Source organism: Vibrio litoralis DSM 17657 (assembly GCF_000426765.1).
GTDB classification, from domain to species: Bacteria; Pseudomonadota; Gammaproteobacteria; order Enterobacterales; family Vibrionaceae; genus Vibrio; species Vibrio litoralis.
This window is the reverse complement of the sequence record NZ_AUFZ01000016.1, coordinates 24,731-40,814: the sequence shown is the minus strand read 5'-3', so window position 1 is coordinate 40,814 and position 16,084 is coordinate 24,731. Positions and strand designations below refer to the sequence as shown.

The window sequence follows — 16,084 nt, the reverse complement described above, 5'->3', positions numbered from 1 at the left end:
CAATAAATAGTTGATAGCTTTAGTCAGATATATCTTTAACTGGCTTCACTTTTTGAAACCAATACACCGCGATTACCACCACGACAATGCCAACCATCGTAATAACACTAAGTTGTTCACCAAAGATCAAATAATCAAACATAATGGCTAAAAGAGGTATGCAATAAAATAGCACACTGACTTGGCTGGCACTGCCTCGCTTAAGCATGTAAAGCAGCAACATCACAGCACCAACCGAAACCACAATACTCATCCAAAATAATGAAATAAACAGTTCATTGGTCCATTCAACTTGCCAGTCAGTACATAAGGCCACCACGCTAAATAGCAATAAGGTGAATAAGTTTTGGTAAACCACCATGCTTTCAATATTCATATTGATGCCTTTTTGCTTAATGGTGCCAAAAGTTAGCGACATCAAAGCCAGCGCGGCAAACAACAGGCCTATTACATGTGAAGCATCGATCCCTTTTGCGCCCAAAACCGCAATACATAAGCCGATAAAGCCAAGCGCTAACAGAGCATAACCTTGTTTCGACATACTCTCTTTCGCAAGAAATGGTGTAATGAGCGGCTGAAAACCTAATATCATGGTAATCAACCCTGGCGATATTCCGGCGTCAATCGACAAAATATAAGTACTCAGGTAGGCAAACTGCAAAAAGAAACCGACTTTTAGTACCGCAATAATCGACGCTTTATCATGGCGAAACAATTCAAACTTTAATTTGGGTTTTACCACCAGCAGCACAAGAGTTGAGAATAGGAAAGTCGCCACTGCTCGTAGGAATAAAAAAGTCCACGGTGACGCATCCATTAACCCCATTTTCACCATTACCGCCCCACTACTCCACATCAGCAAGAACAGCAAAGGAGCAGCGGTTTCAAAGCGAATAGGTGAGCGTAAATTTTCAATCCTTTGCATTTTTAACCTTTTGAATCCATAACTTTACCCAAGTGAGTTTTCAGTATAAGAATCATTGTTAACTAAAATGTGCTGATAAGACGGTCTTTATGACTAAAGTGATGGTTATCGATACGATTTAGGAGACAGACCAAAAAATTGGCTAAAGCGGCGAGTAAATGCTGATGGGTTGGAAAAACCGACTTTTTCTCCGATCAATTGCACAGGAAGATCGGTATGAGTTAATAGCGCTTTGGCTTTTTCCATTCGAAGTTGTAAAACAAACTGCTGGCTGGTTTGGCCTAGGTTCAATTTGAATACGGTTTTAAATTGAGTAGGACTTAAAAAGGATAGTTTGGCTAATCGTTCAACCGACCAATTTTGACTAATATCTTGTTGAATTTCACTTATGACACTCGCAATACGAGGATCGATTCTAAGCTGCTGGCCTTGCTGTTCTAATAGCTGAAATAGCATACCGCACATCGCATTTTCTAAATAGGCATTAGTTTTGCTCATCAACTGCAACCCGGCAAATTGCACATAAGCTAGAGTCGCTGGAGATAACAAAAACTTTTTCGTTTCAGCATGGCATAAGTTCGCTGGAAGTTGGCTGAGATCGACTACTAAAAAGCGTGCGGCTTCATCAGCGGAAAAAGCATGGTTCAAGCCAGCATGAATAACGATGGCATCGCCAACACTGACTTTGCCATCAAACTCACCGACTTGCATTTCAATCACGCCCTGTAGTGGCAGCACAATTTGATGATAATCATGCTTATGCTGGCGTGATTGACTAATGTAAGAACGAATCGATAACCGATCGTTAATCATAACCGTTTATACCCAAGTAACTTCAAGATGCGAGTTTCAGCAAGAATAAAACAAGCTTTAGGCAAGGCAAATTGAACATGATCATAGTTATTCTATCTCTGTTCAATTTAACGCAGGATAAAGCTTGTTTTAACTTGCCCTCCGGGAGCTTCACCCAAGCCTTTATGCCGCGTCAGATTAGCTTGAAAGGTGCTTACATTCCTACGCCAATCATCCTTGCCTAAAGGCTTGGATGATAGCTTTGAATTCTGCATCTTGAAGTCACTTGGGTATATATTCATTACTTTTTCAGTAAATCTTTCAAGTTTGCAAACGGGTTATGGGTTGCCGCTTGATGCTCATCTTCTTTTGGCGTGGAGTCAGCCGAGCCATATAAATCATGCTCTAAATATTTAGAGTGTTCATGGTCGTGACAATACAAACAAAGCAATTCCCAGTTACTGCCATCTTCTGGGTTATTAGTATGATCATGGTCTTTGTGGTGTACCGTTAATTCACGCAAATTAGAATACACAAACTCACGAGCACAGTTGCCACAAATCCAAGGATAAAGCTTTAAGGCCTTTTCACGATAACCACTTTCTTTGCGCGCATAACTGGCACTAGAACCATAAAAATCAGACGACATATTGTTTCCTAATCATTGTTATTATTGATTTAATTTACACTGTAAACTGATTATACCCAAGTAACTTCAAGGTGCAGAATTCACTTGGGTATATAACCTAATCTGGAATAGTGATCACACCTAAATGTTCAAGCAGCATTTCTTGTTGCCACTGACAAATCATCACGCCTTTTAAGTTCACGCTGCGAATGTCTAGGCCTTCAAGTTCAACATGCGCGAGATTACAGCTTTCCCAGTTTGCTTGGCTCCACTGTTCGCTAGAGAACTCACCGCGACTAAGATCAGAGCCTTCAAATGATGTGCCTTGTAGATTAGCACCACGCCAACGGTTTTCAAACAAATCACACTTTTCGAGGCGTTGATTTTCTAAGTTTGCGTAGGTTAAATCACACTGCGTAATATAAGCAGAACAGAAATAAGTATTGTGCGTTATGTGATTGGCAAACAAGGTTCGAACAAAGCTCGCCCCTTTCAGCATACTATTACGTATTTCGATGCCAAACGCTGAAGCCCCATCAAAGTTGGCCATGCTCAAATTACAATGTTTAAAACTGGCATCATTCAGTTTGGCGTAAGCAAAATTACAACCGATGACGTCACCGGATTCAATAAAAACACAATCGATAAACTGGATATCAGACAAGTCACAACGAGAAAAGTCACACTGATAAAAATGACATTTCTCAAACACTTCACCACTAAGATCTTGAGAAGAAAAATCGTGTTGATGAAAGGTTTGGATTACTGGTTCAGTCATTAGCATTACTCGAAGAGTTAAAACTTAAGAAAAACTGGCAACAAAAAAGCCGCAACAAGTGCGGCTTTTTTTAATTCGTTATAAGTACTTAATTATAGTACTTCAACGTTTGCAGCTTGAGGGCCTTTTTGACCTTGCTCAACTTCAAACGCTACTTTTTGGCCTTCAGCTAGAGTGCGGAAACCTTCACCTGTGATAGCACGGAAGTGAACAAATACGTCTGCGCCGCCATTCTCTTGAGTGATGAAACCAAAACCTTTCTCTTCGTTAAACCACTTAACTGTACCAGTTGTCTTAGACATGGGTAAATCCTATAAATATTTTTTACTAATCAATTACGCTTGTTGCGTGTTATAGCCGGCAATAGAGTTACTTAAGTGAGGATACTTAAGAGGCACTTCATGACACTTGACTGGTATATCAGGTGTTGTGAAGACTTCTAAAGTAAATTTCAAATAAATAGATCCTTTACAAGCCGTATCTAAAGATACTCGGGTTTTTCATCGTTGTATAGAGTTATTTTTAAAAACTTGGCCTAAGTAGTTTAAATTTTTTCACTGTCATTACCGACCTATTTATGTCTTTATTTTTATTACCAAAATCACTATAGACATTTAAACGTAAAAGCCCCCATTGCGTAAACAATGGAGGCCAAATGATAGGCAAATTTTTAGAAAAAGATTAATCTAATTCTTCTAATTGGCGCTGATATTTTTTGTATTGTTGAGTGACTTCTTCATTTGGACCACCCGTTAAGAGGCTGACTACAACAATCGAAATCGTCGAGAAAATAACACCCGGAACGATTTCATACACATCGAACCAACCGCCGGTTAATTGCTTCCAAATAACGATGGTCGCGCCACCAATTACAATACCCACGAGAGCGCCATTACGGTTCATCTTAGACCAATACAAGCTCAGTACAATGGCAGGGCCAAATGCAGCACCAAAGCCTGCCCACGCATAAGATACTAAGCCAAGCACCGAACTTTCAGGATTCATTGCCAGTATTAATGCTAATGCTGAAACACCAACCACGGCAATACGACCAACCATCACAACTTGCTGTGGCGTCGCATCTTTCTTAAACACTTGCTTATAGAAATCTTCCGCTAATGCTGAAGACGATACCAATAGCTGAGAATCGGCAGTACTCATAATGGCCGCCAAAATCGCCGCCAGTAAAATACCTGCCATCACAGGGTGGAAAATCGCATTCACTAGAATCATGAAGATTTTCTCGCCATCTTCAATTTGCAACGTTGGGTGACCGTTAACATAAATTAAGCCTACTAGGCCTACCATAATTGCACCCGCCATTGATAGTGCAGTCCACACAACCGCAATACGACGAGCAGTGGTTAAGTCTTTATTGCTACGAGTGGCTTTAAAACGCGCCAAAATATGCGGCTGACCAAAGTAACCTAAGCCCCATGCAACAAGAGAGATAATAGCTATAGCTGTTAATGGCTCCCCTTTGGCAGATGTCCACATGTTTAGCAATTCAGGGTTGATATTATTCAGGTCGATATCAACTTGAGTAAAACCGCCACTCATTGCCGCAATTGGGACAATCAATAGTGCTGCCGACATCAATAAACCTTGCACTAAATCGGTCCAAGCTACCGCTAGGAAGCCACCAAACAAGGTGTATGAAATGACACAAACCGTACCAATAATTACTGCAATTTTGTAATCAAGACCAAATACTGTTTCAAACAATTTACCGCCTGCTACTAAACCAGAGCTGGTATAGAACAAAAAGAACAACAAAATAAAGAAAGCGGAAATGGTTTGAATTAATTTTGACTTATCTAAGAAACGACGAGATAAGAAATCAGGAATGGTAATCGCATCAGTCGTAATACTATAAGTACGTAGACGTTTAGCATTAATTAACCAGTTAAGCCATGAACCCACAAGTAAGCCAGCACAAATCCAAGTCGCTTCAAGACCAGCAGCATAAGCATAACCTGGCACCCCAAGTAATAACCAACCACTCATATCCGAAGCACCCGCAGACAATGCCGCCGGCCAAGGCCCTAATGTTCTCCCCCCGAGAAAATAATCCGTCGAGTTAGATGTACGTTTATAGGCATAATAACCGATGGCAAGCATCATTATTAAATATGCAATAAACGTACTGGTAATAGCAAAGCTACTCTCAATCATAGATATACCCTTTTTAATTTATTACTCCCCTTTTCCTGAGGAGCTAATTGTGTATTCTGTTGCATTTGTGAAAGTAATGTCAGGCTATAGCCGTATCAATTACTTAGTGTTGATTACCTAATTCTAGCAGAGTTGCGTTACCCCCTACTGCGGTAATATTTATGGTGCGTGTACGCTCAGTAATAAAGCGTAACACAAGGCAAGGATCATGAGCTAAAGTTAACTCTTTCTCCTCTGCTGTCGTATCAATGGTTTCAGCGACAAAAGGCACGATAACGCCGTCTTTTTGTGCTAATAACCGATTAATCGACAATTCTGTAGTTGCAGAGCCAACAAACGAAGCGATTCGAATATCGGAACCAATCACTGACTGGTAAGAGTCATAAGCTACGATGTGCACAAGGTGTGCAGGCAAGGCCGCTGCAATCGCCGTTTCGATGCATTGGTTAAATGCCATATCATCACTACATATAATCACCGCATTACTAGCAATCACCGCGCAAGCCATTTGCGCCATAATTGCAGCCCAAGGCATATCCGGCTCGACAATCAAAGCGCAGATACCACGACCTGCAGTATAGAGCTCATTTGTCTCCCCTGTTGGCCCTGGCATTAATTTAGGTTCTGCTATTAATAATTCTGCCTGTTGCAAATGATACTTGATTACGGCTGTTAATTCAGGCTGTTCCTGCTCTAAATTGCGACAAACGGATAGTAAACACTCACTTTTGAAAGTGTAGTCGGTCAAGTTCCATTGTTCCCATGCCGTTTGAGCATCAAAAACCGTGACTTCAGAAAAACGAGTAATAGGTTGCATGACAAACTCTCCTAGGCTGATGGGTTAGAGGTGGACATTGCCACTTGAGAAAAACGGTACAAATAATGAGGGCCGCCAGCTTTAGGACCAGTACCCGATAAACCTTGCCCGCCAAATGGTTGAACGCCCACTACTGCCCCTACTTGGTCGCGGTTGATATAACAGTTACCGACTCGCGCTTGCTTTTCAATCCAACGGTAAGTGGTTTCATTACGGCTGTGCACGCCCATGGTTAGACCAAAACCAGTTTGATTTATATCTTTCACGACTTGAGCTAACTGATTCGCTTTAAAACGAACAATGTGCAAAATCGGACCAAATTTTTCTTCTTTCAGTACGCGAATATCATCAATTTCAATCGCAGTTGGTGGTACAAAGTCACCTTTCTGACACGCTTCCGATAACGGCAGTTCAATCACAACGCGTTGGCTTTGTTTCATATTGTCGATATGCGCAAGCAGCTTGTCTTTAGCGGCTTTATCAATCACCGGCCCAACATCAGTCTGATGCAAATATGGCAATCCAACCGATAACTCCTGCATTCCGCCTTTGATTAACTCGATAATACGGTCCGCAATATCTTCTTGTACGTAAAGCACTCTCAAGGCTGAACAGCGCTGCCCTGCTGAAGCAAAAGCCGAACGCAGCACATCACGTACCACTTGCTCAGGAAGAGCGGTACTGTCGACGATCATGGCATTTTGTCCGCCGGTTTCAGCGATAAATGGGACAGGTTTTGCTTCACGCTGCGCCAATGTGGCATTAATACGCTGCGCGGTGGGTGTCGAGCCAGTAAAAGCCACACCTGCAATCGCGGAATTAGAGGTTAATGCTTGGCCAATTTCAGCGCCATTACCCGGCAATAGTTGGATTGCACCTTTTGGGAAGCCTGCTTCTAACATTAGCTCAACGGCACGGGCGGCAATTAAGCTCGTCTGTTCCGCAGGTTTAGCGATCACCGTATTACCACTGACGAGTGCAGCGGTAATTTGACCCAGGAAAATCGCTAGTGGGAAGTTCCACGGGCTAATGCACACAAACACGCCACGCCCTTCACGGTGAATCACTCGCTCTACTCCATCAAAACCTAATTGACTTTGAGGATTAAAAATACCGTCTTGCTTGGCGTAGAAGCGACAGAAATCCACCGCCTCGCGAACTTCATCAATACTATCGTGTATGGTTTTACCCGCTTCTTTGTGACAAATCGCCACAAGTTCAGCCAAATGATCTTCCAACAGATCCGCCAAACGATCCAATTTTTCTGAACGAGACTGATAGCTAGCCGAGTTCCACTCATGGAAGCATGATTGAGACACCTCAATTGCCTCGGAAACATGATCAAGGTTAGAAAAGACCACCGATCCCACAGAGATCTTTCTATCATATGGTGCGGTGACTGGTTGGATCTTGGCATTCGCTACATTTTCATCCTTGATCATGCTTTCGTAATAACATTTACCAGCAATGATAGGACCGGCTTGCCAAGTTTCAGCAAGCCAATGTTCAACTTGCGCTTCAAATGGCTCTAACTCACTTTGGATATCAACATTAACGCCATAAGAGTTCTTACGGTCAGAGAAGATAGCTGGCGGCAGAGGAATCGCAGGGTTGTGGTATTCCTGATGCGCCATCAAAGTATCGACAGGATGTTGGTTTAACGTCTCAATTGGGCAGCGAGCATCTACTAAGCGGTGTACAAACGAACTATTGGCACCATTTTCAAGTAGACGACGGACCAGATAAGGGAGTAAATCTTTATGGCTGCCTACTGGCGCATAAATTCGTACTGATTGCTTAAACGCTTTCATCGCATGTTCATACAAAGAATCACCCATGCCATGTAAGCGCTGGAATTCGTAATCTTTATGTTCCGCCATTGTCGCAATAGCCGTAACGGTATGAGCATTGTGGCTGGCAAATTGTGGGAAGATATTGCCACGAACATGTTCACTTAATAAGAAACGCGCACACGCAAGATAAGCAACATCAGTCGCTTCTTTACGAGTGTAAACCGGATAGTTGGAATAGCCTGCTTGTTGAGACCATTTGATTTCACTATCCCAATACGCGCCTTTTACCAAACGTAGTGGAATAAGGTCACCTTGTTCTTTGGCGAGTGCATTTAACCAAACCAAAACAGGCAGCGCGCGTTTAGAGTAAGATTGAATCACCAGACCAAATTTACCCCAGCCTTTTGCAGCTTCACTGCGATAAAGCTTTTCAAAAAGCTCAAGAGACATTTCAAGGCGGTCAGCTTCTTCTGCGTCAATAGTAAGCGCGACACCAAGTTGTCTTGCCTGCACAATCAATTGTTCAACGGTCGCAAATAGCTCTGTCATCACACGGTCTTTATTAGCCACTTCATAGCGTGGATGCAATGCAGAAAGTTTAATAGAAACCGAGGGAGCAGGACTCACCGAATGATCAAACTTGTCATTACCAACAGCAGTGATCGCCATTAGGTAGTCATTAAAATATTTTTGTGAGTCTTGAGTCGTAAGCGCCGCTTCACCGAGCATATCGTAAGAGTAGGTATAGCCTTTCTCTCGCATAGTTTTACCGTTCTTTTGCGCTTCAGCAATGCTACGGCCCAGTACAAATTGGTGGCCCATGATTTTCATCGCCTGATGCATCGCTTTACGTATAACCGGCTCCGACATTTTATTGACTAGACGATTCAAGCCTTGAGTTGGGCTTTGCGCTTCTGATTCTTTCAGACCGACCACTTTTCCGGTCAGCATCAGCCCCCAAGTAGAAGCATTTACAAATACAGAATCGGAACTTTTGAGATGTGATTTCCAATCGGCCACGCTCAACTTATCGCGAATCAAAGCATCAGCTGTCGCAGAATCAGGAATTCGCATTAACGCTTCTGCCAGACACATTAATAAAATACCTTCATGAGTATCTAGGCTATATTCCAATAAAAGCGCATCAATCATTTGTACTGACTTCTTATCAGCACGAATGGATTTAATTAAATCAGTAGTCTGGCTTTCTATCGATTGCTTTTCCTGATCACTAGGCTGTGCTAACGGTAAAAGCTGCTTCAGCCAAGTCGACTCATCAACCATATATAAAGGAGAGATTAACGCCCATAGTCGATTTAAGGGCTGTTGATTAAATTCCGCTTTCAATACATCCGTTGCTGTAAACATGCATTTTCCTCATACCAATCGGAATAAATTAGTTAATAGATCCGAAGTGTAGTGGGAAAAATGGTAACAGAATTGTTTAAAACTCCGTTTTATTTGTAAAAAAGAACGCTTAGAAACAAAAAACCAACAAGATCACACAATTTAAACACAATGAAAGGAATATATACCCAAGTAACTTGGGTATATTGTTTAACGCTGCTTACGGAAGGTAGAAGGAGACATGCCGATAATGCGGTTAAAACTGTGGGTAAATACACTCTGATCCGAAAAGCCGACCATTGCCGCAATATTGCCAAAACTATATTGGCCTTCTTTAATCAGACGCTTCGCTTCTTCCATACGTTTAATCAACACATATTGATGAGGCGTCACGCCAACTTGAGCTTTAAATAGCAGGTGAAATTGGCTTTCGCCAAGGAAGGAACATGCGGCTAAGTCTGCCACGGTAATTTTTGAAGCAAGGTGCTGATGAATATAGCGGTCGATTAATTCCATATTTAATCGATGCCCTTTTTTGTACATCTCAAATTTCTTAATATGCCGATTCAATAAAGCAATAATAGTATCTTGGCAAGCTCGGCAGAGTAGAAGGTCGTCAGGGCTAGATTTAATTTCTTGCACCAACATTTGGATAAGCTGCTGAATTTGGAAATCTAATTGAAAATACACTTCTTCGGAAAGTAGATCATCAAGCAGATGGGCAACTGAAGAGTCAGACTGGCTAATATCTAAGAAGTTAAGCACGAGAATATCAGATGCACCAATCCCACCAAAACTATGCTCAGAAGAAGCTCGGACGATACATCCCTGCCCAGGGCCAATGAGATTCACCTCCCCTTCCACATCAAATTCTGCTCGACCAGATAGACCAATCACTATTTGAGTATAATTGTGCTGATGGCGAGCCATATGACTAGGCAAGGTCATTACCTGTGCCGGTTTCGGTGGCTCTGGGTGCAACTCATCAAAGGTAAGCATAATCCATTATCATCCTTTGCTTTTACTTGATCATCGTTCCGAAACGATGATCAAGAGTGTCTATTTTACGGTTAAATGCCGCTCAATAATTTATGGTGCTAAACGAGAGATATCCCAGCTGCTAGTAGAGGTATCTTGGTTACTATATACAAAGCGGTCATGCAGACGATGCTCACCACCTTGCCAAAATTCAATAGTATCCACTTTCACTCGATAGCCACCCCAGAAAGTTGGAACGGGTATTTTCCCTTCCGCAAACTTGGCTTTCAGTTCCATGTATTTGCCTTCTAAAACACTACGGGCAGAAATACGACTGCTTTGCTTACTCGCCCACGCTGCTAGCTGACTTTCTTTTGGTCGCGAAGTGAAATACTTCATATTTTCTATTGCCGATAATTTTTCTACGTGACCGGTAATGTGGACTTGTCTTTCCATTGGATGCCATGGGAAGTGTAAACTGATTTTTTGATTGTGCTCTAAGTGCTGAGCTTTACGGCTACCTAGGTTGGTATAAAAAACGAAACCATCATCATCGACATTTTTTAATAATACGATTCGCTGGAAAGGCTGACCATTTTCATCAACCGTTGCGACTGTCATTGCGGTAGGATCGGATAAGCCAGATTCAATCGCTTGCTGTAACCATAAATTAAATTGCTCAACAGGATTGTCCGCTAACTCAGAACGCTTTAAGGCATTCATCGCATACTCACGGCGCATATCAGAAAGTTTCATGTATTTTCCCTAATTCTATTTTTTATTATTTTGCGCTTAACGTCAGGTGAATTCAAGGCCTGAGGTTGATAGCTAAGAGTAAACTTCACGAGCCAGTTTACAGTGTAAATCGAGGTTATACCCAAGTGACTTGGGTATATTCATACCAACAGATTTACACTGTAAATTGCTTCAACCATTCTCTTAATTGTTGTTCAACTTGTTTTCTGCCCGCCAGTTTATGCTTTGCCGCTACCACTTGCCATGAATGGAAAAGCAGTACCTTATCAATCACAACTGATACGCCATCGCTATCCAGTTTACTTTGTTGTGAAGCTAATTCTGAAAATGGATTCACTTGAGATAAGTATTCTATGACAAACTGACTATACCAAGGCACAACCGATTCAAAACTATTTCCACCTAAAGCAAAGTTAGACAGCATAGGAGAAAGTAAAAATTGCGTAGAATCCTGATTCGGCTGAAACAATAAACTCGCTAATGTTTCATGCTCGATATCTTGATATTGCAGAGGCAGAACTCGCTGAAAGTTATCAAAGCAACTTAAAGCGGCTGGTTCAACCCAGAGCTTAGCGCGCTCAGATAATGCTTGTACCATAAAAGCAGAATAACAGCCGCTAGCGTGATCTCGACGAGTTCCGATTGAAACTAACTGAAAAGACTTTTTCCAGAAATTGATCAGCGCAGCCGTTGCGCCAAAACTAACAGAGAGAAAATCAACCGGACTTACGACATCAACCGATGTTAATTGCTGCTGTAATTTCTGTAGAGCCAAATTCCCTACCCCATTTCCTTGCCAAGTTGGGTCAACCGCAATTCGCATAATGCGAGCTGATGTTTGTTCCGCGGGTTGATTCATCGCTAGATGATTCGTCAGGTAGGCTGCGGCTAAATGCCCTTTTGGTCGACGTACTCCTAGCTGAATATCTTTAATCAATTGACTATCTAATCCGCCTTCCATGCTTACCAGCAAGCAACCAATCACTTTAGGTTTTTCTAAAGAATCCTTATTCAGATAAGAAATCTGATAAACCTGAATTTCATCAGACGCTAAAACTTGCATCACATCATTGGGCGTTGTTTGATAATGCGCAGTCACCAGCAAACCAAAAATAGAACGAAACAGTTCAGCGTTTTGGAGCAGCTGTTGTTTGGATACCAGACTCAGCTCTATTTGCGAAAGAAGTATTTGTGAAAGATCTAGCTGAGAAAGCTCCAATGACTCGGCATTAATATCATTGGTAGCATTAGTAGTATTGCTAGGAAGATTAAACTCAGAAACACCATCATCAGCATTAAGTAAAAACGTCTCAAACGACCAGTTTTCTAATGGATCATTTTCCGCCCAACGAATCGGTTGAGTTAACTCGACATGCTTCCAACCAGGACGATGCTGATTCAGCCATTGCATAAACTTAATCGAAAACCCTCGACCACAACCTTCGTAACCATGAATAGTGGAACTAAAAACTAAACGATGAAAACGATTCACGAAGTTTTTTAGCATAGGTAAAGGCAAAGCAGCTGCTTCATCAACTAATACTAGGTCAGCATCAACTTCCGAAATATTTAATTCATCCGGAGCCATAAAGCGTAACTGCGAGCCATTAGAAAGATGCCATTCGGTACGCGTTTGAGATAGCCAAGTTAATTGACCAACCGATTTATCAGCAAATTCAAAAAAGGGATTTAACGCGTTAATAGACGGCGCGGTAATGACTATCTTCATCACGCGCTGTGACATCAATTTTGCCGCCGCGATACCTAGACTGGCCGTTTTTCCTCGGCCGCGGTTGGCATTTAAGACTAATGGTCGGCGACGATGGCCGGTCACTACTTTTTCAATTGCAGCAACCGCCTCAGCTTGTTGATCATATCGATTACGGATTGCAGAAGCCTGATTAAGTTCAACATCAGCAAGTGATAAATCATCTTCTGAAAGATTATCAATACACGGCCAACGCTTAAAATGTTGAGCTAACCATTGGGATTGATATGAATTATCTAAAGATTCAAAATTGATAATAAAAAGAATGCCACCACCGACCAAAGCACCCAGCGCAGCATTAAAGCTATTGGCATCAAAGCTGCTGCTATCCAATACTTGGCTAAAATCCACAACCAGCAACTCTACCTCTTGCCCAAGTAAACGTTGGCCTTGTTTACTCGTATAATGTGCACAGCCTAGCAAAGGTTGATAGCCACCAAGCCAAGCGGTTCTGTTGATATCAATATTCTGCTGCTCGATAAACCGCGTTAGCAATTGATGAGCATCGGCATCATTTAACTGTAATTGCACCGCAACGCGCTGATTAACAAGGCGCAGCTGAGCAGACAAGGTAGTGAGGTAGTTAAGTGCTGACATACTTATTTCTAAATTTAAAATTGATAGTGTATACCCAAGTGACTTCAAGATGCAGAATTCAGAGCTATCATCCAAATCTTTAGGCAAGGAAGATTGACGAAGGAATGTAGGCACCTTTCAAACCAATCTGACGCGGCATAAAGGTTTGGATGAAGCTCCCGAAGGGCAAGTTAAAACAAGCTTTATGCTACGTTAAATTGCAAAGAGATAGAATCACTATGATCATATTCAATTTGCCTTGCCTAAAACTTGTTTTATTCTTGCTGAAACTCGCATCTTGAGGTTACTTGGGTATAAGCATATCACAGAGACAAAAAAAGCCGCACAAATGGCGGCTTAATTAAGGAGAACAGTGATAACCCAAGTTACTTGGATGAAAGCTAATTAGGCTAATTTACCTTGCACATAGGCTAAGATATCTTGCATCACTTCATCATCTACTTTTTTCAGAGAAAGCGATAAGTTAGCGCCTTTGCGAGTATAACTAACGCGCCCTTTCACTAACTCAACTTTATCAGAAGCTGTCTCTTTTTTGCTTGGTAGCAACTCTTCAATCCACGCTTCTAACTGGCTTGATACTTCTTTCGTCAAGCGAGCAACACCTTGAGATTGTGATTGTTGCCAAATTGCACCGTGCCCTTTTCGACACTTCTCAAGTAGCGTTTCTTGTGATTTTTGCGGTAATGAAAAGTACTGTTTATGCAGTTTAACGATAGTCGGACGGCCCACATCGCTTACATTAGGGTACGCTTGCAGTAATTCTAATGGTAGTGCGGCGGCTTTAAGTGCCCCACTCACCAAGGCTTCACTGCATTGGAACATTTGCGCTAATGCTTTTTGATCTTCAGCGGCACCAGAATCGAGCTTAGCTTGCATTTCGCGGCCACGTTCATATAACGATAACGGCTTATGCGCATTCGCTACATCAGATAAAAACTTAGCATGATCAGATTGAATATCGTCGGCGACATAGATCAGAAAATCTTTCTGCGCCAAAATACACGACATACGACGACGGCTACCGTCTAGTACTTCAATTTTACCTTCAGCATTACGTCGACCAACCGCAGGATACTGTTGCCCACGCTCTTTTAAAGTAACTAAAATGTCAGATAACGCATGCTCATTTAAAAATGATTGTTCACGGGAGTTCTCAGAAAACACCACGGTTTCGCTTTCGATCTCAGAGGCAGGTACAGACATCAACTCAAAAGCCACCAAATCTTGGCCAGCGATCGCTAATTCAATCACTTGTGCTTTTTCTTTTACTGCTGCTTGAGCTTCCACAGGAGAAGTCGCACGGCGTTTATTCGCCTTGCCAAATAATTTAGCATTCAATTCAGAAGTTTTAATCGCCATTATTTATCCCCTTGGTTTAATGACGCCCAATGACTATGCATCACACGCTCTAATTCTAGCGCGCTTTTTTGAATAGCATCTTGTGCAGTAGCTAAGGTTTTCTTACCGCCTTCAAAATCACCGGCAGTTAAATCAAATACTGTACTGTAAGTATCAGCACAAGTTTCAAATGCACGACTACGTGGAATGGTTGCCATCATCACTTGCTCAGCAAGTAGGTAATTCATTTCCGTTAATACCGAAACTTGTTTTTTATTGTCATCTTCAAACATCGTCGGCATGAGACGAACAAATTCTAAACCTTGCCAATCTTCCGGGAACATTTCATACACAGTTGGTAAATGTTGGAAAAAGTTCACTGTTGATGCCCAGTCTAAGCGCTTAGCAGCACAAGGAATTAATAACGCATTAGAGGCATACATAGCATTCCAAACTAATGGATCAACGTGCGGACCGGTATCCATCATGATGATGTCAAAATCATCGGCAATCTTATCAATCAGCTTCTCTTTTAGTAACTTCACAATATCTAATGACTGATTTTGTGATAAATGCTGCCAAGCTTCCGCATTGAACATAGCATCTTCAGGAAACGCCGAAATGGTTTTTAAGTTCGGATATTGAGTCGGCAATAACACATTTTTACGTAAAAACTCAGTATCAACCTCTACCCCTTCCGGCACATTATCCAGCATGACATCCACTGCAGAATAGATTTCTTCGTGATCATCAACGCTAATTTGTGGATTAAGGAACAAACGTAATGAGCCTTGTGGATCCAAGTCAATTAAACAAATACGGTAACGTTTATCTAAATTCAATGCTAAACAAGCGGCAAGATGCACTGCTGACATGGATTTACCTGTGCCACCTTTTTGGTTCTGCACATTAACAATCCAAGGTTTATTACCGGCGTTCTTCTTACGCTGATAAAACATATCAACGCCAGCTGCATCCATTAGCTGATGAGCTTCACTCAATGTAATTGAATAATGGTTCGCATTGTTTTTGGTAAATTGATGGCCTTCCGCTTCCATTTTAGCAATCGCTTCGTCTAACTTACGACGCGTCAGCCCTGAACGGGTTTCCATCAAAGCTTTAGACATAGCAGGGAAATGATCATCTTTACGTTCTTCTAAAACAATCTCGATACGATCTGCTTGAACTTGTTTCGTTTGCTCAGCAAGGCGTTCCAGATTTTGAATCGTCTGTTCTCTTTTCATAAGTTCATCCAGTTAACTTTATCTAAAATCATTGTACAACAAAAAACGATATAAACAATGATTAGCTGCACATTTAGTGTAATGATAAATTCAAAGCAAAATTGTCATTTATTTGCAATAACAGATAAAAACGTGCATTTACTCACAT

General features: G+C 41.7%; 13 protein-coding genes. All 13 read right to left on the bottom strand.

Annotated features, from left to right (window positions below; genetic code table 11):
* Window positions 1–19: 19 nt before the first annotated feature.
* Entirely contained in the window at window positions 20–925 is a 906-nt protein-coding gene (locus K358_RS0103440) for a DMT family transporter (protein ID WP_038149638.1), read from the bottom strand.
* A 105-nt stretch (window positions 926–1,030) separates the two neighbouring features.
* Window positions 1,031–1,738 (bottom strand): AraC family transcriptional regulator, encoded by a 708-nt coding sequence (locus tag K358_RS0103435; protein WP_051241154.1) that lies wholly within the window; start codon window positions 1,736–1,738, stop codon window positions 1,031–1,033.
* Between the two features lie 280 nt (window positions 1,739–2,018).
* Complete coding sequence (locus K358_RS0103425; protein WP_027695504.1) at window positions 2,019–2,366, bottom strand: YajD family HNH nuclease; 348 nt, start codon at window positions 2,364–2,366, stop codon at window positions 2,019–2,021.
* 97 nt (window positions 2,367–2,463) lie between these two features.
* Window positions 2,464–3,123, bottom strand: a complete 660-nt coding sequence (locus tag K358_RS0103420) for a Qnr family pentapeptide repeat protein (RefSeq protein WP_244875220.1) — start codon at window positions 3,121–3,123, stop codon at window positions 2,464–2,466.
* 92 nt (window positions 3,124–3,215) lie between these two features.
* A complete protein-coding gene (gene cspE, locus K358_RS0103415) occupies window positions 3,216–3,425 on the bottom strand; it encodes a transcription antiterminator/RNA stability regulator CspE (protein ID WP_017025474.1) in 210 nt (69 codons plus the stop codon).
* 379 nt (window positions 3,426–3,804) lie between these two features.
* Window positions 3,805–5,298, bottom strand: a complete 1,494-nt coding sequence (putP, locus tag K358_RS0103410) for a sodium/proline symporter PutP (RefSeq protein ID WP_027695502.1) — start codon at window positions 5,296–5,298, stop codon at window positions 3,805–3,807.
* 103 nt (window positions 5,299–5,401) lie between these two features.
* A complete protein-coding gene (locus K358_RS0103405) occupies window positions 5,402–6,115 on the bottom strand; it encodes an aldehyde dehydrogenase family protein (protein WP_027695501.1) in 714 nt (237 codons plus the stop codon).
* 11 nt (window positions 6,116–6,126) lie between these two features.
* Complete coding sequence (gene putA / locus K358_RS0103400; RefSeq protein WP_027695500.1) at window positions 6,127–9,276, bottom strand: bifunctional proline dehydrogenase/L-glutamate gamma-semialdehyde dehydrogenase PutA; 3,150 nt, start codon at window positions 9,274–9,276, stop codon at window positions 6,127–6,129.
* A 189-nt stretch (window positions 9,277–9,465) separates the two neighbouring features.
* Window positions 9,466–10,254 carry a helix-turn-helix transcriptional regulator gene (locus K358_RS0103395; RefSeq protein ID WP_027695499.1) on the bottom strand — a complete coding sequence of 263 codons (789 nt, stop codon included), beginning with the start codon at window positions 10,252–10,254 and terminating at the stop codon, window positions 9,466–9,468.
* A 90-nt stretch (window positions 10,255–10,344) separates the two neighbouring features.
* Window positions 10,345–10,989 (bottom strand): pyridoxamine 5'-phosphate oxidase, encoded by a 645-nt coding sequence (gene pdxH / locus K358_RS0103390; protein ID WP_027695498.1) that lies wholly within the window; start codon window positions 10,987–10,989, stop codon window positions 10,345–10,347.
* A 154-nt stretch (window positions 10,990–11,143) separates the two neighbouring features.
* Entirely contained in the window at window positions 11,144–13,354 is a 2,211-nt protein-coding gene (locus K358_RS0103385; protein ID WP_027695497.1) for a tRNA(Met) cytidine acetyltransferase TmcA domain-containing protein, read from the bottom strand.
* Between the two features lie 384 nt (window positions 13,355–13,738).
* Window positions 13,739–14,713 (bottom strand): ParB/RepB/Spo0J family partition protein, encoded by a 975-nt coding sequence (locus K358_RS0103380; RefSeq protein ID WP_027695496.1) that lies wholly within the window; start codon window positions 14,711–14,713, stop codon window positions 13,739–13,741.
* Window positions 14,713–15,936 (bottom strand): AAA family ATPase, encoded by a 1,224-nt coding sequence (locus K358_RS0103375; protein ID WP_027695495.1) that lies wholly within the window; start codon window positions 15,934–15,936, stop codon window positions 14,713–14,715. Before K358_RS0103375 ends, K358_RS0103380 begins: the two co-directional genes overlap by 1 nt.
* Between the last annotated feature and the right edge of the window lie 148 nt (window positions 15,937–16,084).